The following is a 17,360-nucleotide window of genomic DNA, read 5'->3' on the forward strand; positions in this document are numbered from 1 at the left end:
CCACCCATTCGAGCACTGCCGAACGGTGTCACAAGCCACTCTTGACGAGAGAGGGGGGAGCTTCTAGTGTCCCACCACACATAAGTATACGAAAACGTATACATAATACGTCGAGATCCGGGAGCAAGCGCGGTTCCCGACACATCGGCGAACTCGATGTCTCAGGAACCGCCCGCACAGCACCGCCCCGTCCGGACAGCACTTCCACCCCCAGCGCCGGAGTTCCCTGACCGTCCCCACGTCAGCAGACAAGGAAACCGAATGTTGCTCAGTGGATCACCGGAGGCAGTCCGATGACTGCCACGGACGACCGGCCGACGGCGGAAACCACCAGCGCCACCAGCTCCGGCCTCTACAGCTACGACCTCGCCCCGACGAAGAAGGAGGGGCGTCGCTGGGGCTCCTACAACGTCTTCACGCTGTGGGCCAACGATGTGCACAGTCTCGGCAACTACACCTTCGCGATCGGTCTGTTCGCGCTCGGACTGAGCGTGTGGGGAATCCTGCTGGCCTTCGTGCTCGCCTCGGTCCTGCTGTTCCTGCTGCTGACGCTGTCCGGCTACATGGGACACAAGACGGGCGTTCCCTTCCCGGTGATGAGCCGAATCGCGTTCGGCACCAAGGGGGCACAGATACCCGCGGCCGTCCGCGGCATCGTCGCCATCGCCTGGTTCGGCATCCAGACCTACCTCGCGTCCTCGGTACTGGACACCCTCCTCGTAGCGATGTTCCCCCCGCTGCAGACCCTGCAGAACCAGTCGGTGCTGGGGCTGTCGGCGCTCGGCTGGATCACCTTCCTCGCACTCTGGGTCGTCCAGATCGTCATCGTCAGCTACGGCATGCACATGATCCGCAGGTACATGGCGGTGGCCGCGCCGACCGCCCTTGTCACGATGTGCTCGCTGGCGATCTGGATGTTCGTCCGCGCGGGAGGCTCCATCTCCCTGTCCACGGACCAGCCGCTCACCGGGTCGGCGATGTGGTTGCAGATCGTGGAGGGTGCCGCGCTCTGGGTGGTGATCTACGGAACGTTCGTACTGAACTTCTGCGACTTCACGCGCTCGGCCAAGAGCCGCCGATCCATCGTGTGGGGCAACGTGATCGGAATCCCGGTGAACATGCTCTTCTTCGCCGGCATCGTCGTCGTCCTCAGCGGAGCACAGTTCGAACTCAACGGGCAGGTGATCACCAGCCCGACCGACATCGTTCAGACGGTTCCCAACATGGTCCTGCTGGCGGCCGTCTCGGTCGCGCTCGTCATCCTGACGATCGCGGTGAACCTGCTGGCCAACTTCGTGGCGCCCATCTACGTCCTGGTGAACCTCTTCCCCCGGACGTTGAACTTCCGCCGCGCGGGAGTCGTGAGCGCCGCCATCGGTCTCGCCATCCTGCCCTGGAACCTCTACAACAGCCCCGTCGTGGTGAACTACTTCCTCGGCGGACTCGGTGCGCTGCTCGGCCCCCTCTTCGGCGTCATCATGGCGGACTACTGGCTGCTGCGGAAGACCCGTGTGAACGTTCCGGACCTCTACACGGACAACCCGCAGGGCGAGTTCCACTACCGAAACGGATACAACCCCAAGGCCGTCTGGGCGTTCGTCCCGTCGGCTGCGATCTCCGTGGTGCTGGCACTGGTACCCGTCTTCGCCCCTGTCAGCGGGTTCTCCTGGTTCATCGGAGCGATTCTCGGTGCGGCCGTCTACGTCGTCATCGGCGACCGCAGGCACGACGCCCGGGACGTGGACGGCGAGGACATCGCCGTCGCAGCCGAGTAACCCCGGGCCGGCTGCGGGACCCGCCGGACGACGGCACATCCCGCAGCCGGTCCGGCGGTTCGGTTTCGAGACCGTGCTCGCATCAGAGTGGCTGATGAAGTACTCCGGCCCACGGAAGGGCGTGGGCTCGCATGGGGCAGACACAACCGGACACCATCGTGCATGCATCATTCATGAATGAATGGTAGTCTGAGTGGTGTGAGTACCGAGGTTCTCCAGGTCCGCGACGTTCCCACCGAAGATGTCGAGGTCCTGCGAGCGCGCGCGGCTTCCCGAAATATGTCGCTGTCGAGTTACCTGCGGGAGCTGATTCACGAAGACACGTCACGGCCGACGATGGCCGACGTCCTCGGGCGAATCGCCGATCGCGGCAACATCGAGGCCAGTGGTGACGACATCCGGGCGTTCATCGAGGATGGCCGCCGGTAATGACGGTCGTCGATGCGTCGATCGTGGTGCGACTGTTGCAGAACCGCCGTGGTGATGAAGCACTGCATGAGCGATTCAGCCGGCACCGGTACGTGTATGCCCCCACGCTGATCGACGCCGAGGTGACTTCCGCGATCCGCGGACTGCTGCTGACGTCGAAACCCACACTCAAGATCGAAGTTGCGCGGGCGGAAGAGATGCTCGACGACTTCGCCGACCTGCCACTGATGCGCTACCCGATGCAGCCCTACCAGCGACGGGCCCTGGCACTGCGGGACAACTTCACCGCCTACGATGCGTTCTACGTGGCACTGGCCGAATCACTCGGCATGCCCCTGCTCACCGACGACCGCAAATACGCCAAGGCCGCCGCTCACGCGGCCACCGTCGAGACCTGGACGTAGAGCTCCAGCTCACCGGACAAACGCGAGATCGTCAGACCCCGGTTCCCGCTCCACATCTGACCGACTGTGTTGCTCGGTGAGGTTGGTTCCGCGGCTGACTGGGGTGTGGCCACCGAGAACCGGTGAAAGCCGGTCGGGTCCGGGTACAGTCGGACGGCACGAGACCGCGTTGGCCTGCACGGATGAGGCGGTGTTGCGTCGATACAGGTCGGTTTGACCACGCATTGGCCGCACAGAGCGGACTTCATGCGCTGCAACCACCACACATCGGCGAGTCTCGGTAGTGCCCGGCTTTGTTGTAGAGCACGTGCTCCACTATGCTTCGATCGTGCCTCGACCGCGTGTACACGACCTTGATCAGGTGCTGGACGTCGCCGAACGGCTCGTCGTCGACGTAGGGCCGGAACGGCTCACCGTGCGCAGGCTCTCGGCGGAGAGCGGCGTGCCCAACGGTGCGATCTACCACGCCTTCGGCTCGCTGGCGGCGCTGCGCGGACGGATGTGGCTGCGGGCCGCGCTCGAGTTCTTGGATTTGCAGACGGAGCTCATCGATGAAGCGCTGGGTGCAGCACCGGCGCCCGGGGAGGCGGTGAACGCCGTGGTTGCCGCCGCCGATGCGCCGGCGGCGTTGGCGGACCGACGTCCGGCGGCGGCTCGGATGTTGATGACGGTGCGTCGGGAGCAGCTGCTCGGTCCCGACCTCCCTCAGGAGCTCGCCGACTCGCTGCTCGGGTTGGACCGGAGGCTGGTGTCCGAGGTGCTGTGCCGCTTGGCGTCGGCGCTGTGGGGTCGACGGGACGGGCCGAGCGCCGAGGTGATCACCACCTGCGTGGTGGATCTGCCGACCGCCCTGCTGCGCCGAGCTCTCAGCCAGGTCACCGCGGACGGCACGGTGCAGATCACCGACGACGTCCGAGCGCGTCTGGCAACGGCCGTGCGCGCGATCCTCGATCGAGAGCAACCGGGGCACAGGTGAACCGACCACGACCACTGACAAGGAAGGAACTGCGATGCCCACGTTGCACGAGGATGACGGCGTCTTCGTCCTGGACCTCGGCGATGACGAGAACCGGTTCTCACCGGAGTGGCTCAACGAGGTGAACGCGTCGCTGGACGCCGTGGTCGCCCATTCCGCTTCCGGTGCGCTCGTCACCACGGGACAGGGCAAGTTCTACTCCAACGGTCTCGACCTGGAGTGGATCATGGAGCACGCCGATCAGCTGGCTTCTTACCGCGCCGACGTGCAGAAGCTGTTGGCCCGCGTTCTGACGCTGCCCGTGCCTGCGGTCGCGGCGGTGCAGGGCCACGCGTTCGGCGCCGGGGCGATGCTGGCCCTGGCGCACGACTACCGGGTCATGCGCGCCGATCGGGGTTTCTTCTGCTTCCCCGAGGTCGACATCGACATCCCGTTCACGCCGGGGATGGCCGCGTTGATCCAGGGCAAGCTCACGCCCGCCGCTGCCGTCGAGGCGATGACGACGGGACGGCGTTTCGGCGGGGTGCAGGCCCGCGACCGCGGTCTGGTCGACCAGGTCGCCGACGAAGGCGACGTGGTGCGCACGGCAGCAGAGCTCGTGCGCCCGCTCGCGGGCAAGAACCGCGACACTCTCGGGGCGATCAAGTCGACCATGTTCACCTCGGCGGTCACCGCGCTCCGCGCGCCCGAACCCGCCGCGCAGCCCTGACCACCGGCACAGCACGGCAGCAACACGAACGCGAACTGATCTGAAAGACGCCAGATGACCACCACCGACTCGACACCCCCGCACTGCCCGCCCGAACTGCTCCACGGAGCGAAGAAGATCTCCGTTGGCCCCGGACTGACCGGGCTGCTCTGGACCGGGGTGCGAACACAGCTCTCCGGCCCGGCCCGGCAGTACCTGCGCGGCACATTCCCGGCCGTCGCGGTGCAGGCGTTCACCGCAACCACCGAGCAGTACTGGCAGAACTGGCTGTCCGACGACAATCTGGACCGGTTGGCCGGTCTCGTCGTCGTCCTCGACTCCACCGGTCTGCCGGTGGCATGGGTGGCCAGCAATGACCGGCGATTCGGCGGGCGCAGCTGCTTCTACGCCAATTCCGCCGGCGTGCACCCGAGCTACCAGGGCACCGGAATCTCCAGCACGATCTGGCGGGCGCTGCTGCGCGCAGCGATCGTCAAGGCCGCGCCGCGCAGCCTGTACGCGGTCATGCGCACGGCAAACCCGCTGGTCTACGGCGCGTGGTCGGCCGCCACGGGCAGAACCGACAGCACCTGGCCGGCCCCGGACGGCGCGGTTCCGGAGCACGTCCAGCGCATCGCGGCGGACGCTGCCGCCGACCTCGGCCAGGCCGATCGGCTGGATCCTCACACCCTGGTCATCACCGAGGCCTACGACGACACCGAAGCCGGGCTGTGGACGCAACGCCCCACGTCCGATCGCACGGACATCGACGACTGGTTCGCGACGATCCTCGGCCCGCGCGACGCCTTCCTGCTCATCGTGGCGTTCCACCCCGTTCGCATCATGCTCGACGAAGTTCGACGCAAGGCACGCCGCACCTTGGGACTGCGCGGCAGCCCTTCCAGCCGCAGCTCGCGAGCACACGACTGACCGCTGGACGGGCCCGTGCTCGGACGAACGCAAGTGCGAGCACGGACCCGTTTCAATCCCCTGCATCCCTCAGTTCGAGTCTGAAGCACCGTGACGACGACATCGGTCGGACAGCTCCGGACACAACTGGACACGCACGAAAACGGCCCCTGGCTGTCGGTGCAGTTCAGGGGCCGTTTTCGGCTGGTGTGCCGGGTAGAGGATTCGAACCTCTGAAGCTTGCGCGGCTGATTTACAGGCTCTCGAGATCGACGCTACAACAAGCCGCTGACCTGCACAGACCAGGTCAGGTATCCGAAGTCAGCGCCTGTGCGGCCACACATTGGCCGCACAGGGGCACGCATGAACACGCTCGGGCTGCGGCTAGCTCGCGAACCAGCCCAGTTCTCCGGAGCTAACCAGGATGCCGAACGTGGTCCCAAAAGGGTAACGGTTAGCCACCCCTCAGTGAGATTTTCACCGTACTAGGTATCTGAGACTGCCCTGGTCAGCGATGTTCCTGCTCGCGGCGTTGCGTCGTGTCCGTGCACGCCTGCTCCTGTCATCTCAGTGGGGTCCTCAGTGAGACAGCACCGCTGCCCTCTACCAGGAAGACAGCAGGTCCGGTGACCAGCATGCTGCCGTCGATGGCCGTCCTGCCTCTGGACCAAGACCGCCGAGCAGATCCTGGACGCACTCGCAGGATCGTCCTATCCGGCCACTGCGACGGACCGGGACCTGTCGAAGGCCAGCTTGACCGCGAGCCCGGCCAGCACGGTACCCATGAGGTAGCGCTGCAGCCGCAGCCAGGCTGGCCGTCGCCCCAGGAACGCCGAAATCGAACCTGCGCTGAGCACGATCAGTCCGTTGACCAGCAGTGCGACCGAGATCTGAGTCAGGCCGAGCAGCAGGCTCTGCAGGGCGACCGAACCCGCCGCCGGGTCGATGAACTGCGGAAGCAGCGACATGTACAGGATGGCGATCTTCGGGTTCAGCAGGTTGGTGAGCAGTCCCATGGTGAACAACCTGCGCGACCGGACCACCGGCAGCTCCTCCGGCACGAACGCGTTGCGCCCGCCGGGCCGTACCGCCTGCCAGGCCAACCACAGCAGGTAGGCCGCGCCAGCCAGCTTGACCACGGTATACAGCGCTGGGACCAGCGTGAACACCGCCACAAGCCCTGTCGTCGCCGCCACCAGGTAGGCGAAGAAACCGACCGCGACCCCGGTCAGCGAGATCATCCCGGCCCGCGGTCCTTGTGTGATCGAGCGGGATACTAGGTAGATCATGTTTGGCCCAGGCGTCAGCACAAGCCCGAGCGCGACCGCCGCCATCCCCGCCATTGCTGTGATATCGATCATGATCCAGATAACCGCCCTCCATCGGTGTTCATTCCCGAACAGCAGACTTGCGAAGAACTCGGCCAGCGTCCGGCGCGCCAGGCTGCGCGCAGTTTGGCAACATCGGCGTGCGCGGGCCCTCACCCGGTGGCCCAGGCCTCAGTAGGGGTCCCTTCCGTACGTACGGCTGAGGTTCGGTAACTGAAGCCCGGGAAGCCTTCGCTTGACCTTGCCCGTGAGGGCAAGCTTTACGGTGACTTCGTGCGGATTGGTGAGGTTGCGACACGCGCCGGCGTGACCACCAAGGCGGTGCGGTATTACGAGTCGTTGGGTCTGATCACGCCCTCCCGGCTCGCGAACGGCTACCGAGACTACAGCGCGCACGATCTCCAACTGGTGCGCGAGATTCGTGACCTCAACCAACTCGGGATCCCGGTCGAGCGGACCCGACCGTTCCTAGAATGTTTGTCTCACGGGGAAGAACGTAGCGACGACTGCCCGGCCTCCCTTGTCGCCTATCGAGACGCGATCAGCGAACTGACCAAGCGGATCACCGCACTGACCGCCCGGCGGAGGGCGCTCGCGGCACAGCTACAGCGAGCCGCCAATCGTACTGGGGGCCAGGCAGCGTGTGACGAGGAGATCGTGACCATGAGTGACCCGGACGTGACCCAACTGCCCCAGGATTTGCCCCGCCCCGTCGACGATGGGGCGGCCGACCACCTCCCAGGGCAGGCACTGCCGCACTTGACCCTGCCAAGCACTACCGGTGAGCAGGTTTCCCTCGAGACTCTCGGGCTCGACCGGACCATCCTCTATCTGTATCCGTTGACCGGGCGACCAGACATGGACCTACCGGAGGGATGGGACGCCATTCCCGGAGCACGGGGCTGCACCAGCGAGGCGTGTGACTTCCGCGATCATCACGCCGAGCTGCGCGAGGCTGGAGCAAGCCGCGTGTTCGGGATCTCCAGCCAGAGCACCGAGTACCAGCGTGAAGTTGTCCAGCGGTTGCGGCTGCCCTTCGCCATGCTCTCCGATTCCGGCCTCACTCTGGCCGACGTGCTGAACCTGCCGACCTTCGATGCCCCGGGGATGACACTCTACAAACGGCTGACACTCGTGATCCGGGACAGCACCATCGAACACGCCTTCTATCCAATCTTTCCGCCGAACCAGCACGCGCAAGAGGTTCTCGTCTGGTTACGCTCAAGCGTTCACTGATCCATCCTCAACTGCACGGAGTGGACATACGCTCGTCGGGACTTACGAGGCTTGGGGTGCGGTGATGCCGAGTCGGCGGGCCAGGTCGGAGATGAAGGTGCCGTCGGGGTCGGCGGTATCGCGGATGCGGCGCCACTCGCCCAACCGGGGATACATCTGCTGGACCATCTCAGGCGTGGTGCGGGAGTCTTTCGCGAAGTACAGGCGCCCGCCGGCGGTCAGCACCTGCTCGTCGAGGTGCTCGCAGAACTTGTGCAGCCCGGGCTTCATGGGGAAGTCGAGGCTGAGCATGTAGCCCGGATGCGGCCAGGACAGCGGTGCCGGATTGGAAGCGCCCATGCGTTTGAACACGTTGAGAAACGACAACTGCCCGGAGCGTGCGATCGTGCGGACCAGGTCGGCCATATGCTGTTCGCGACCGGCGGGGATCGAGAACTGGTACTGCAGGAACCCGTCCCGGCCGTAGGCGCGATTCCACTCGCCGAGGACGTCCAACGGGTGCAGGAACTGGGCGATATTGGCGATCTTGCCGCGAGCGTGCTTGGGAAACATGTGATGGGTGACCGTGCCGGCCAGCCGCGATGTCAGCTGGTTGACCATCCCGTTCGGGAAAACATCGGGCACCGTGGCCAGATGCGGCGCATCCAACCGCAGGGGATCCCGGCGTAGTTTCGGCGGCAGGTCCTCGAGCCGGGCCAGCCAGCCGCGCGAGAACGTCGCGCGGCCGAGACCGGAGCCGGTGGAGATCGTGTCGGGCACCGCCGCCGAGTAGTCGTAGCGTTCATCGGAGCCGTCGGTGAGCAGCTGCATGGTCGCATCGAGGCTGGTGGTGCGGTCGTAATCGGCGAGGAAGTAGGCCGTTTCGGTGCGCTTCATCCGCACCCGTGCCCGCAGCACGATCCCCGTCAACCCGGCCCCACCGACCGTCGCCCAAAACAAGTCTGCCTGCTCGCCATCAGGGGTCAGCGTGCGCACCTCGCCGTCGGCGGTGAGCAGTTCCAGCGACAGCACGTGGTTACCGAAGCTGCCCGCCGAGTGGTGGTTCTTGCCGTGGATGTCCATGCCGATGGCGCCGCCGATGGTGACCTGGCGGGTGCCGGGCAGCACTGGGACCCACAGGCCATAGGGCAGGGCGGCCCGCATCAGTTGATCCAGACTCACCCCCGCGTCAACGTCGACCCATGCCTGCTCCGGATCGATGTGGTGGATCCGATTGAGCACGGTCATATCCACGACCAGCCCACCGGCATTTTGCGCCGGATCCCCATACGAGCGGCCCAATCCCCGCGCGATCACCCCGCGCGGACCCGCACGCCGGACGGCGCGAGCGATACTCTCGATGTCCTGCGTAGCAAGCACCTCGGCCACCGTGCCGCTGGCGCGCCCCCACCCGCGCAGCGCACGCGACCGAGTCGTCCCCTCCGCAAAAGCACCTGTCACCGCAGTCATTACCAGCGAGCCTAGCCACAGCATCCGACCTCGACAGGTGCAGGGGGCCGCAGGACGTCATTCGCAAGTCAGACTCCGCGAACAGGCTCCACAAACCTCAGTGGAAGGACCCTAGCGTGCGTACGCAAGCAGATCCCCCCAGTGAGACATGGTTTGGCTACCTTGCGGCTCGCCACAACAACCGAACTGGGCCATGTCGAACTGACAGCGGGTCAGCTCGGCAGAGACGGCCAGCGGACAGTGACGACGATGGAGTCTTCCTCTGCCTCCCAGGAGTGCTCGACGCCTGGGCCCCAGACGAGGTAGTCGCCTTGGCGCTGTAGGAGGGCGCTGTCGTCGGTGAGGTAGACGTGGAACTTGCCCTGGATGAGCATGACCAGGGTGGTGCGCTGGTCATCGGGTGCCCACTCGGGGCGGGTTTCGCCTGCCGGGTGGGTGCCCCACTTGACTTCGACGTCCTTGGAGTGGCGCACACCTTCACTGGGGTCGATGAAGTGACCGAGGATCCAGCCGCGACGCTCACTGCCGTCGTCGGCCGCGTTGCCGGTGTACCACTGGGTCATTACTGGATCTCCCATTCGATAGCGGGGGCGTTCACGCGTGGACTGTCCAGCTCGGACAGCCGTCGAAGTCCCTGCAGGAACGCGAACAGCCCCTCGTTGCTCCACGCTACGTCGGCCGACAGCTCGGTGAGCAGCTCGCGGTCCATGCTGGAGAACTGCTGGAGCTTGCTCGACTCCCAGTTGGCCTCCACCTGGCCGCCGAAGCGCTGCCAGAACTCCTCGTCATGGATGACGATCAGGCTGGCGAACTCGTAGTTGCCGCTGACGAGGTTCAGACCGAGCCCGGTGCACTCCATGGCCCACTGGCCGTTCTCGCTGTTCTCGGTCAGCCACCGCATCGGCTCAGACAGCCTGCTCGGGTGCATCGGGTCGGCGCTGCGCTGCGGCGAGACCGTGTTGTCGACGTCATCCCGCCCGAAGAGCTCTTCCTCCATCTCCCGCTGAAGCGTGGCGCCGAGCTGGGTGTCCTCGCGCTGGTCGATGAGCGGTTCGTGGAACGACTTCGGGATCGGCGCCAGTCGCCGCGACGCGTTCAGCACGTGGCCGCCCCGCTCCTGGACCAGGAGCACGTAGTCAGCAGGGCGACGTCCCCGCGCCGGGCGAGCGATCGCACACAGCGCCAGTGGACCACCAGCACAGAGACGCCCACGGGTGTTGAGCACGGCTGCAGCGTCAGGAAGGTAGTGGTCACGCAGCGGGAGATGCCCGGGGCGTGTTGAGCGGCCCTCCGCGATCGCGTCGACCATTTCGCCTTCGAGGAGATCCATGGTCAGTGCGTATTGCACGAACTCGGTCATCCCGAACGAGCCGCCGAGCTTGCCCGGTCTGACGTCGACATCGAGCAGCCGGTACAGGGAGGCGTTGACCAGGCGGGTTTCTTCTTCTAGCGTCTCGGCGATCCGTTGGATGGCCTGATCGGTCGTGAACTCGTCCAGTGCGGCGCCGTACTCGGGCGCCATGCGCTCCAGGTCGAGTTGGTCATGGTCCGGCGTGAGCGGGCACCGCAGATCCAACCAGTCCGAGCTGGTGAACACGCTGGTGATCGCGCTCTGGGTGTCTTCGATTCGTGCGGTATAGGTGCCCCATCCCGCCAGCGCCCCCGCGTAGTAGCTCGTGAGGGCTTCCGCGAGCTGATGCTGGTCCACCCGACCGCGGCGAGCTCGCCGGTCGCGCAGTTCGTGCGGTGCCAACGCAGCGAGACGGGCAAGTACCTCCTTGCGAGCGGCCCCACTGGACCAGCCTGCCTCCCGTTCTACCCAGTCGAGCGCTGCGCCGATGCTCGGGTCGGCACTGAGTCGGCGTTCTGCCTCCGCCGTATCGCGTTCAGCATGGCCTTCACCCGCATCGGCCGGGGCTGCTTCCCCCTCGCTTGTCCCCAGGAGCAGGGAAAAGCGTGCCTTGACCGGATCGGGTGCCTGATACAGCACGGTGTCGAGGGCTTGTTGTAGCTCGCTGCCCGGCTCGGATTCGGTGTTCTCCTTCCACTTCGCAACGGTCCGCACGGCCGTTCCGAGCCGCTCCGCGAAGGCTTCGTTGGTCAGTCTCAGCGCCCGTTGAAGCGCATTGGCTCGTCCACCCGTCCAGACGTCGACCACGTCCACCGGCGCACGCTCCCGTCAACCGAGTGCACTGTGAGTGCACTGCTGGTGCATCGCTGGTTCATCATATTTCCGCAGGTCACAGGGTTGAATTACTGGTGTCAGTCAGAAGCGGACACCAGGAGGGCCACAGTGACCAACCCGCCAGCCGAGTCACCGATCAGCTTCGGACTGGGCTTGCTCGACAGCCTCGACACGCACCCGAAGCTCCCGCACTTCGTCCCGGATTGCCTGAAGCTCGGACGTCTCCTCGCCGGCGGCGAGGTCTTCCGGCTTGGCGTTGACGAACGTTCCACGGCCGCTCACCGAGGTCAGGACCCCTTCGTGCTGGAGCTTCTTGACCGCAACGTGAACGGTCAGCTCGGCAACGCCGTACTCGTCCGCCAGCGAGCGCAGAGACGGAAGCTTCTCCCCAACCTGCACGTCACCAGCCGTGATCTTCCGGCGTAGGTCGTCCTCGATCTGTGCGCTCAGCGGCTGAGCGCTCTGCTGGTTGATCGGCACATCGCCAGATTAACCCGAACCACCCTAGCCGCACTAGTGCACCGCAAACGAAGACTTGACATCATGCGCACTAATGCGCATTAATGTGCCTCAGTTGAACGATAGGAGTCAGCAATGCGTAAGAACACCGAGACAGGCAGCGCCCCCATCGAGGAGCCCATGGACGGCGAGCGCGCTGCATTGGCTACGGACTGCCTCGCCATGAAACTCGAACTCAACGTCATCGACGCCGAGAGTGCCGTACTGGAGTCGGAAGCCCTGGGCGTCACGGATGCCGTCGCAATGCGACGGCTGGATCGTGCCCGTGGCGAGCTACGCAAGCTCTTGGCTCAGCGGCAGAGGGCTCGCGCGCTCTCCAGTACTTCGCGGCCCATCGATGGGGATGCGGCATGACTCGCCGGGCTGACGCCTCTGACCCGCCGCTTTCCGCGCAGATCTCGGTGTTGTTTGTCCTGATTGGAGTGCCGCTGTGATTACTTACAACGTTCTCGTGGCCATCGTGATCGCCATCTTGTTGTTGGCCCGACGTCGGATGGATTGGACTCAGCTCATCGGTGGGATGGCTCTGGGCTTTTTGCTGCTGCCCACGGTCGTCGGGCAGCCGATGGCCGAGGTGACCCACACGTTTGCCACCGCGATCACCACCGCCGCCAACGGCGTGCTGGCCGATCTGGGGATCAGTTGAGCCCCCGTGTGCCCCGGCCCGGCAGTCATTCCGCCAAGAACTCGCTGCCGGACCGGGCTCCCCACCACCCGATGAGCAGTAAGGAGACCTCCAGCATGACCACCACACCCGCTGATGGCCACACCACCCCGCCCGTTCGGATGCGGCGGTATCCGGTGGCCCATACCGATCACGATCCGCGGTTCACGACCGGCCTGGTCCTCGACGTCGCCCGAGTGCTGGAGCAGCACGGGTATCCGGGGTTTCGCGGGCCGTTCGCCGCCGACAACGCCGCCGACCTGGTCGAGCTGCAACAGGCCCTGCTCGCGTTTCTCTACACCGGTGGGGGCGAGTCGGCATGAGCGCTCCCACCACGTCCCGCAGCGCGTATCCGGTCTCGGTCGATGAACTGTTGCCGCAGGCGCGCGAGCTGGCCGACACGCTCGGCGGTGTCCCCTCGCGCAACCGGTTGATGAGTGAGTTCCGCATCGGGGCGAAAAAGGCCACCACCCTGCGCGAGGCCCTCGAGGCCAGCCCCGCCGCCCCAGGCGAGTCCCACGCCGCCAAGTCCGGCAGCGGGGCGGGTCCGGTCCGGCTGCACCTGGTGCCGGATACCACCGAGCCCGAGCAGTCCGGGGCGGATGCGGCTCCGGTCGATCCGCCGACCGAGCCGCTCCCGGTGGTGGCCGCACCGGAGCCGGTCGAACCCGCCGGTGCGGCGGCTCCGAGTCCGGCACCGAACACCGACACAACAGCGGCGACCCCGGAGGCCTCGGAGCCGGTGAGCATGCCCACGAACCCAGGCACGAGCCCGGCGTCTGCGCCGCAGCGGGCGGGGCGGGTTCCGGCCGCGTGGCCGGTGTTGCTGTTGGCGCTGCCGGCGTTTGTGGCGATCTGGTCCGGCTGGGTCGGGCTGGGCTCGCTGACCGGGTTCGGCATGGTCCGCCCGCTGCCCGGGATCTGGGACTCGCTGCAGATCAATACCGCGATCACGTTGCCGATCGGGGTGGAGACCTATGCCGCCTACGCCCTGCGGGTCTGGCTGTCCGGCGCGGTGCCGGACCAGGCGCGGCGCTTCGCCAAGTGGTCGGCGCTGGGCTCGCTCGCGCTCGGCGCGCTGGGCCAGATCGCCTACCACCTCATGACCGCCGCCGACATCACCGCCGCCCCGTGGTGGATCACCACCGCTGTGTCCTGCCTGCCCGTGGCCGTGCTCGGCATGGGCGCAGCCCTGACGCATCTGCTTCGCAGTCCCGCCGCCCACGAGGAGGCGCACCGATGATCAACCAGCACTCCGAGCACCACGATCACGAGTACGACGACCACCGCGACGAGCAGCGTGCCGAGCCCGGCGAGCATGCCCGCGTCTACGAGTTCCCCAGCAAGCGGGAGGACTCCACACAGGACAAGACCGACTACGAGCGCAACGGGGGCACTGCCGAGTCCGCCGAGAGGGACACGGCCGGTGAGGTGCTCGAGGGCGAACTCGTCGACGAGGACGAGCAGAACATCACGTCCCAGGTGGACCCGCCGGAGTCCGGTCGGGGGCCGTCGTTCTGGGAACGGCTCAACCAGGCCGAGCGCCGAGCGATCCTGCCGACCTGGCTGTCCTCACGGAACCAGCTTTCCCAAGCGGCCAAGTGGGCGGGCGGGCATTACGCGCACGCCGCCGGGTATCACGCGGCCCGCTGCCCGGTCTACGCCGCGAAGCTCGCGAGCCAGGCTCCACGCGGTACGGCTCGGATCATCTCGGGCACGGCCCGGTGGGTGTTCGATGCCGAAGGCCAGCCCCTGCGTAGCGCTGCGGCACGCAGGGAGGATGCGGCCGAGTATCTGCGGCTGACCACCCAGCGCGACGCCCGGGTACGCACCCGCCTGGCGTTGACGCTGCCAGTGCTGCTGGGCGGACTACCGCTGACCGTGTTCCTCGTAACCGGGCTGCCCATGCTGCTGACCGGGGCAGTCATGGCCGGCCTGGTGTTGGCCCTCGGTGCGGCCGGCGGGCATCGGGACAAACCGGTCGTGCCGGGCCGCGCGGTGGTCTCCACCCAGGTGGCCAAGCTGACCAGCGACATCGTCGAACGCGCCCTGGCCTCGCTCGGCATCGCCGAAATCAACAAGGTCATGGGCCCCCGCGGTTCGGGCATCGCCTTCCCGAAACCCATCACCCGCGACGGACCCGGGTGGCGGGCCGACATCGACCTGCCGCACGGCGTCACGGTGCCCGACATCGTCGAGCGCCGCGAGAAGCTCGCCTCCGGGCTGCGCCGCCCGCTTGGCTGCGTGTGGCCGGAATCCGACGGCACCGAACACGCCGGACGGCTCGTGCTGTGGGTCGGTGATCAGGACATGGCCCAGGCCAAACAACCCGCCTGGCCCCTACTCAAGAAGGGCACCGCCGACCTGTTCCAACCCGTCCCGTTCGGCACCGACCAACGCGGCAGGCCCGTCGCGATCACGCTGATGTATGCCAACCTGCTCATCGGCGCCATGCCGGGCGTGGGCAAGACGTTCGCGCTGCGGGTGCTGCTGCTGGCCGCCGCGCTGGATGCCCGCGCCGAGATGCGGATCTTTGAGCTCAAGGGCACCGGCGACCTCGAAAGCCTGGAGAAGGTCGCGCACCACTACGGCTCGGGCCCGGATGACGGCACCGTCGAGGCCACCCTCGAATCGCTGCGGGAGGTCTACCAGGACCTGGAAAAGCGCGCGGCCACCATCACCCGGCTGGCCCGGGAGAACAAGGCTCTGGTGCCGGAGAACAAGGTCACCCCCGAACTCGCCGCACGCAGCGACCTCGGGCTGCACCCGCTGGTCGTGGCCGTCGACGAGTGCCAGGAACTGTTCTCCCATCCCGAGTTCGGCAAAGAGGCTGGCGAACTGGCCACGGCCATCATCAAACGCGGCCGGGCGCTGGGCGTGATCCTGATCCTGGCCACCCAACGCCCGGACAAGGACAGCCTGCCCACCGGGGTGTCCGCCAACGTCGGCATCCGGTTCTGCCTGCGGGTGATGGGCCAGATGGAAAACGACATGGTCTTGGGCACCTCGATGTACAAAAACGGTGTCCGGGCGTCCACGTTCACCGCCAAGGACAAGGGCATCGGCTACCTCGTCGGCAACGCCGACGACCCGCAGATCGCCCGCTCGGCCTACGTGGACAACCCCGCCGCCGACGCCATCACCGACCGCGCCCGCGCCGCCCGGCACGCCGCCGGCACCCTGTCCGGCCACGCCCTCGGCCAAACCACCACCGACCGCAAACCCGACACCCTCCCCGAGGACCTGCTCAGCCTGCTCGGCCCGGACGAGGACAAGGTCTGGACCGAAACCGCCGCCACCCGACTCGCACAGACGTGGCCCGAGACCTACGGCAGCTACACCGCCGACCAACTCACCGCCGCCCTCAAACCCCACGGGATCAAGACCAACCGGCAAGTGTGGGGCACCGACGAGCACGGCCACGGCCGCAACCGCCGCGGCTTCCACCGCGCCGACCTCGCCAAAATTGTTGCGGAGCGTAACCGCAAACGCGAGGCCGGATAACCCAGCAGGCCCGCTAGACCTAGCAGCCCTACCCGCTAGACCTAGCGGCCCCGCTAGCACCCCCACACCGAACCTGCCCAGCGCCCTAGCCGCTAGCGCGCTGCGAGCCGACCTGTCCCAAAAACCCTGGCAGGAGGCCCATGACCCCCACCCTGAGCCCGCTAGCCACCCTCGCCATCGCTGCCCTGGTCATCACGCTCGGTTACTTTGCCACGTGCGTGATCTGGCCCTTCAAACCCTGCAAAACCTGCCACGGCACCGGCAAACGCCACGCCCGCATCGTGACCGCCTTCCGCCTGTGCACCCGCTGCCAGGGCACCGGACGCCGCATCCGCATCGGACGCCACCTCTACAACCGCACCACCAGCCACCGCCGACGCCGCCGCACCCGCCACCGCTGACCCACCAGGGAGGAGCCCCATGTCTGCACCCATGCACATCACCCCGGACACCGTCCGCGCCGACTTGGCCGCGATGGGCCTGATGAGTGTCCGGGCCTTCTGCGGCAAGAAGCTCAAGCCCGGCGAGGGCGCAGCCCGCAACGCCCCGCTGTGCCCGCGCTGCTACCGCAAGGCCGGCTGGACCTACGACAAGCGCCACTGACCAACCCCAGCAAGAAGGCCCCGCCCGTCCACCTACCAATCGCGGCGGGCGGGGCCCCTACCTCACTCGGAGGCACCTTCCATGTTCGCAGAACTCTCGACGCTGCTGGGCACCGCCGGATGGGCGATCATCGCCACCACCGCCGCGTGCCTGTATCGCCGCCGGTTGCACACCGACCCGCTGACCGGGCTCGGCAACCGCCAAGCCCTGCACCGCACCGCCCGGCGAGAGCGATTCACCCGCAGCCTCGTCGGACTGCTCATGGTCGATCTCGACCAGTTCAAGGCCATCAACGACACCCACGGCCACGACTTCGGCAACAAAGTCCTGGCCGCCGTGGCCACCCAACTCGCCACCGCCACGAAACCCGGCGAGCTGGCCGTACGACTGCACGGCGACGAGTTCGCCCTCTGGCTCGGCCCCATCCCCACCACGACCGCCGCCGAACAGCGCGCCGAGAGCGTGGCCGCCGCCCTGGCCGAACCGATCCGGGTTGACGGGCACCGCCTGACCGTGCTCGGCAGCGTCGGACTCGCCACCGCCCCCGCCAGCACCCCACTGGCCGAGCTGCTCGGCCACGCCGACGCGCACATGTACCAGGTCAAAGCCACCCACCGCCTGACCGTGCTGCCCACCGGCCAGGCACAGCGCACCCGCGACCAGCACACCCCCGGAGGTGAGGCCGCGTGAT

19 protein-coding genes and 1 pseudogene are annotated in these 17,360 nt (G+C 66.9%); 15 read left to right on the forward strand and 5 right to left on the reverse strand.

The window, feature by feature from the left end; genetic code table 11:
• The first annotated feature begins 293 nt into the window (after positions 1-293).
• The 6 genes and pseudogenes from DFQ14_RS00800 to DFQ14_RS22585 form a co-directional block, all read left to right on the forward strand.
• Complete coding sequence (locus DFQ14_RS00800) at positions 294-1,775, forward strand: NCS1 family nucleobase:cation symporter-1 (RefSeq protein ID WP_114451085.1); 1,482 nt, start codon at positions 294-296, stop codon at positions 1,773-1,775.
• Between the two features lie 198 nt (positions 1,776-1,973).
• Complete coding sequence (locus tag DFQ14_RS00805) at positions 1,974-2,204, forward strand: hypothetical protein (RefSeq protein ID WP_246195720.1); 231 nt, start codon at positions 1,974-1,976, stop codon at positions 2,202-2,204.
• A complete protein-coding gene (locus DFQ14_RS00810) occupies positions 2,204-2,608 on the forward strand; it encodes a type II toxin-antitoxin system VapC family toxin (RefSeq protein WP_114451087.1) in 405 nt (134 codons plus the stop codon). Before DFQ14_RS00805 ends, DFQ14_RS00810 begins: the two co-directional genes overlap by 1 nt.
• 328 nt (positions 2,609-2,936) lie before the next feature.
• Complete coding sequence (locus DFQ14_RS00815; RefSeq protein ID WP_114451495.1) at positions 2,937-3,584, forward strand: TetR/AcrR family transcriptional regulator; 648 nt, start codon at positions 2,937-2,939, stop codon at positions 3,582-3,584.
• 34 nt (positions 3,585-3,618) lie between these two features.
• Positions 3,619-4,293, forward strand: coding sequence for an enoyl-CoA hydratase-related protein (locus DFQ14_RS00820; protein WP_114451088.1), 675 nt, complete (start codon positions 3,619-3,621; stop codon positions 4,291-4,293).
• A gap of 54 nt (positions 4,294-4,347) precedes the next feature.
• Positions 4,348-4,782: pseudogene (locus DFQ14_RS22585) on the forward strand (GNAT family N-acetyltransferase); the annotation flags it as partial.
• 1,109 nt (positions 4,783-5,891) lie between these two features.
• Here DFQ14_RS22585 and DFQ14_RS00830 read toward each other — a convergent pair.
• Positions 5,892-6,542 carry a LysE family translocator gene (locus DFQ14_RS00830; RefSeq protein WP_114451090.1) on the reverse strand — a complete coding sequence of 217 codons (651 nt, stop codon included), beginning with the start codon at positions 6,540-6,542 and terminating at the stop codon, positions 5,892-5,894.
• Between the two features lie 240 nt (positions 6,543-6,782).
• On the opposite strand from DFQ14_RS00830, the gene DFQ14_RS00835 reads away from it, so the two are divergent.
• Positions 6,783-7,745 (forward strand): MerR family transcriptional regulator, encoded by a 963-nt coding sequence (locus tag DFQ14_RS00835; RefSeq protein ID WP_114451091.1) that lies wholly within the window; start codon positions 6,783-6,785, stop codon positions 7,743-7,745.
• Positions 7,746-7,787: 42 nt separating this feature from the next.
• On the opposite strand, the gene DFQ14_RS00840 is transcribed toward DFQ14_RS00835, so the two are convergent.
• The 4 genes from DFQ14_RS00840 to DFQ14_RS00855 form a co-directional block, all read right to left on the reverse strand.
• Positions 7,788-9,194 (reverse strand): decaprenylphosphoryl-beta-D-ribose oxidase, encoded by a 1,407-nt coding sequence (locus tag DFQ14_RS00840; RefSeq protein WP_114451092.1) that lies wholly within the window; start codon positions 9,192-9,194, stop codon positions 7,788-7,790.
• Between the two features lie 212 nt (positions 9,195-9,406).
• Positions 9,407-9,757, reverse strand: a complete 351-nt coding sequence (locus tag DFQ14_RS00845; protein WP_114451093.1) for a signal peptidase I — start codon at positions 9,755-9,757, stop codon at positions 9,407-9,409.
• On the reverse strand, positions 9,757-11,358 hold the full coding sequence (locus DFQ14_RS00850) for a helix-turn-helix domain-containing protein (protein WP_114451094.1): 1,602 nt from the start codon (positions 11,356-11,358) through the stop codon (positions 9,757-9,759). The genes DFQ14_RS00845 and DFQ14_RS00850 overlap by 1 nt, the downstream gene beginning before the upstream one ends.
• A 150-nt stretch (positions 11,359-11,508) precedes the next feature.
• Positions 11,509-11,859 (reverse strand): GntR family transcriptional regulator, encoded by a 351-nt coding sequence (locus DFQ14_RS00855; RefSeq protein WP_114451095.1) that lies wholly within the window; start codon positions 11,857-11,859, stop codon positions 11,509-11,511.
• A gap of 114 nt (positions 11,860-11,973) precedes the next feature.
• Here DFQ14_RS00855 and DFQ14_RS00860 point away from each other — a divergent pair, with 114 nt between their 5' ends.
• The 8 genes from DFQ14_RS00860 to DFQ14_RS00895 all read left to right on the forward strand — a co-directional run bounded on the left by DFQ14_RS00860 (position 11,974) and on the right by DFQ14_RS00895 (position 17,359).
• Positions 11,974-12,252: a hypothetical protein gene (locus DFQ14_RS00860; RefSeq protein ID WP_114451096.1), complete on the forward strand. Its 279-nt coding sequence runs from the start codon at positions 11,974-11,976 to the stop codon at positions 12,250-12,252.
• Between the two features lie 76 nt (positions 12,253-12,328).
• The gene (locus DFQ14_RS00865) at positions 12,329-12,544 is read left to right on the forward strand and encodes a hypothetical protein (protein ID WP_141921371.1); all 216 of its coding nucleotides are present in this window, start codon (positions 12,329-12,331) and stop codon (positions 12,542-12,544) included.
• A gap of 95 nt (positions 12,545-12,639) precedes the next feature.
• On the forward strand, positions 12,640-12,885 hold the full coding sequence (locus DFQ14_RS00870) for a hypothetical protein (protein WP_338072553.1): 246 nt from the start codon (positions 12,640-12,642) through the stop codon (positions 12,883-12,885).
• Entirely contained in the window at positions 12,882-13,805 is a 924-nt protein-coding gene (locus DFQ14_RS00875) for an ABC transporter permease (RefSeq protein WP_114451098.1), read from the forward strand. Before DFQ14_RS00870 ends, DFQ14_RS00875 begins: the two co-directional genes overlap by 4 nt.
• Positions 13,802-16,066 (forward strand): FtsK/SpoIIIE domain-containing protein, encoded by a 2,265-nt coding sequence (locus tag DFQ14_RS00880; protein WP_114451099.1) that lies wholly within the window; start codon positions 13,802-13,804, stop codon positions 16,064-16,066. Before DFQ14_RS00875 ends, DFQ14_RS00880 begins: the two co-directional genes overlap by 4 nt.
• A gap of 140 nt (positions 16,067-16,206) precedes the next feature.
• Positions 16,207-16,467 carry a hypothetical protein gene (locus DFQ14_RS00885; RefSeq protein WP_114451100.1) on the forward strand — a complete coding sequence of 87 codons (261 nt, stop codon included), beginning with the start codon at positions 16,207-16,209 and terminating at the stop codon, positions 16,465-16,467.
• A gap of 19 nt (positions 16,468-16,486) precedes the next feature.
• On the forward strand, positions 16,487-16,669 hold the full coding sequence (locus tag DFQ14_RS00890) for a hypothetical protein (protein ID WP_114451101.1): 183 nt from the start codon (positions 16,487-16,489) through the stop codon (positions 16,667-16,669).
• Between the two features lie 81 nt (positions 16,670-16,750).
• Complete coding sequence (locus tag DFQ14_RS00895; RefSeq protein WP_114451102.1) at positions 16,751-17,359, forward strand: GGDEF domain-containing protein; 609 nt, start codon at positions 16,751-16,753, stop codon at positions 17,357-17,359.
• Position 17,360 lies beyond the last annotated feature (1 nt).

Origin of the sequence: Halopolyspora algeriensis (genome assembly GCF_003337235.1) — a bacterium.
GTDB lineage: Bacteria > Actinomycetota > Actinomycetes > Mycobacteriales > Pseudonocardiaceae > Haloactinomyces > Haloactinomyces algeriensis.

Coding starts and splice junctions, on each gene's coding strand:
- DFQ14_RS00800 (WP_114451085.1), top strand. CDS start 294: ATGACTGCCACGGACGACCGGCCGACGGCGGAAACCACCAGCGCCACC.
- DFQ14_RS00810 (WP_114451087.1), top strand. CDS start 2,204: ATGACGGTCGTCGATGCGTCGATCGTGGTGCGACTGTTGCAGAACCGC.
- DFQ14_RS00820 (WP_114451088.1), top strand. CDS start 3,619: ATGCCCACGTTGCACGAGGATGACGGCGTCTTCGTCCTGGACCTCGGC.
- DFQ14_RS00830 (WP_114451090.1), bottom strand. CDS start 6,542: ATGATCGATATCACAGCAATGGCGGGGATGGCGGCGGTCGCGCTCGGG.
- DFQ14_RS00840 (WP_114451092.1), bottom strand. CDS start 9,194: ATGACTGCGGTGACAGGTGCTTTTGCGGAGGGGACGACTCGGTCGCGT.
- DFQ14_RS00845 (WP_114451093.1), bottom strand. CDS start 9,757: ATGACCCAGTGGTACACCGGCAACGCGGCCGACGACGGCAGTGAGCGT.
- DFQ14_RS00860 (WP_114451096.1), top strand. CDS start 11,974: ATGCGTAAGAACACCGAGACAGGCAGCGCCCCCATCGAGGAGCCCATG.
- DFQ14_RS00870 (WP_338072553.1), top strand. CDS start 12,640: ATGACCACCACACCCGCTGATGGCCACACCACCCCGCCCGTTCGGATG.
- DFQ14_RS00875 (WP_114451098.1), top strand. CDS start 12,882: ATGAGCGCTCCCACCACGTCCCGCAGCGCGTATCCGGTCTCGGTCGAT.
- DFQ14_RS00880 (WP_114451099.1), top strand. CDS start 13,802: ATGATCAACCAGCACTCCGAGCACCACGATCACGAGTACGACGACCAC.
- DFQ14_RS00885 (WP_114451100.1), top strand. CDS start 16,207: ATGACCCCCACCCTGAGCCCGCTAGCCACCCTCGCCATCGCTGCCCTG.
- DFQ14_RS00890 (WP_114451101.1), top strand. CDS start 16,487: ATGTCTGCACCCATGCACATCACCCCGGACACCGTCCGCGCCGACTTG.
- DFQ14_RS00895 (WP_114451102.1), top strand. CDS start 16,751: ATGTTCGCAGAACTCTCGACGCTGCTGGGCACCGCCGGATGGGCGATC.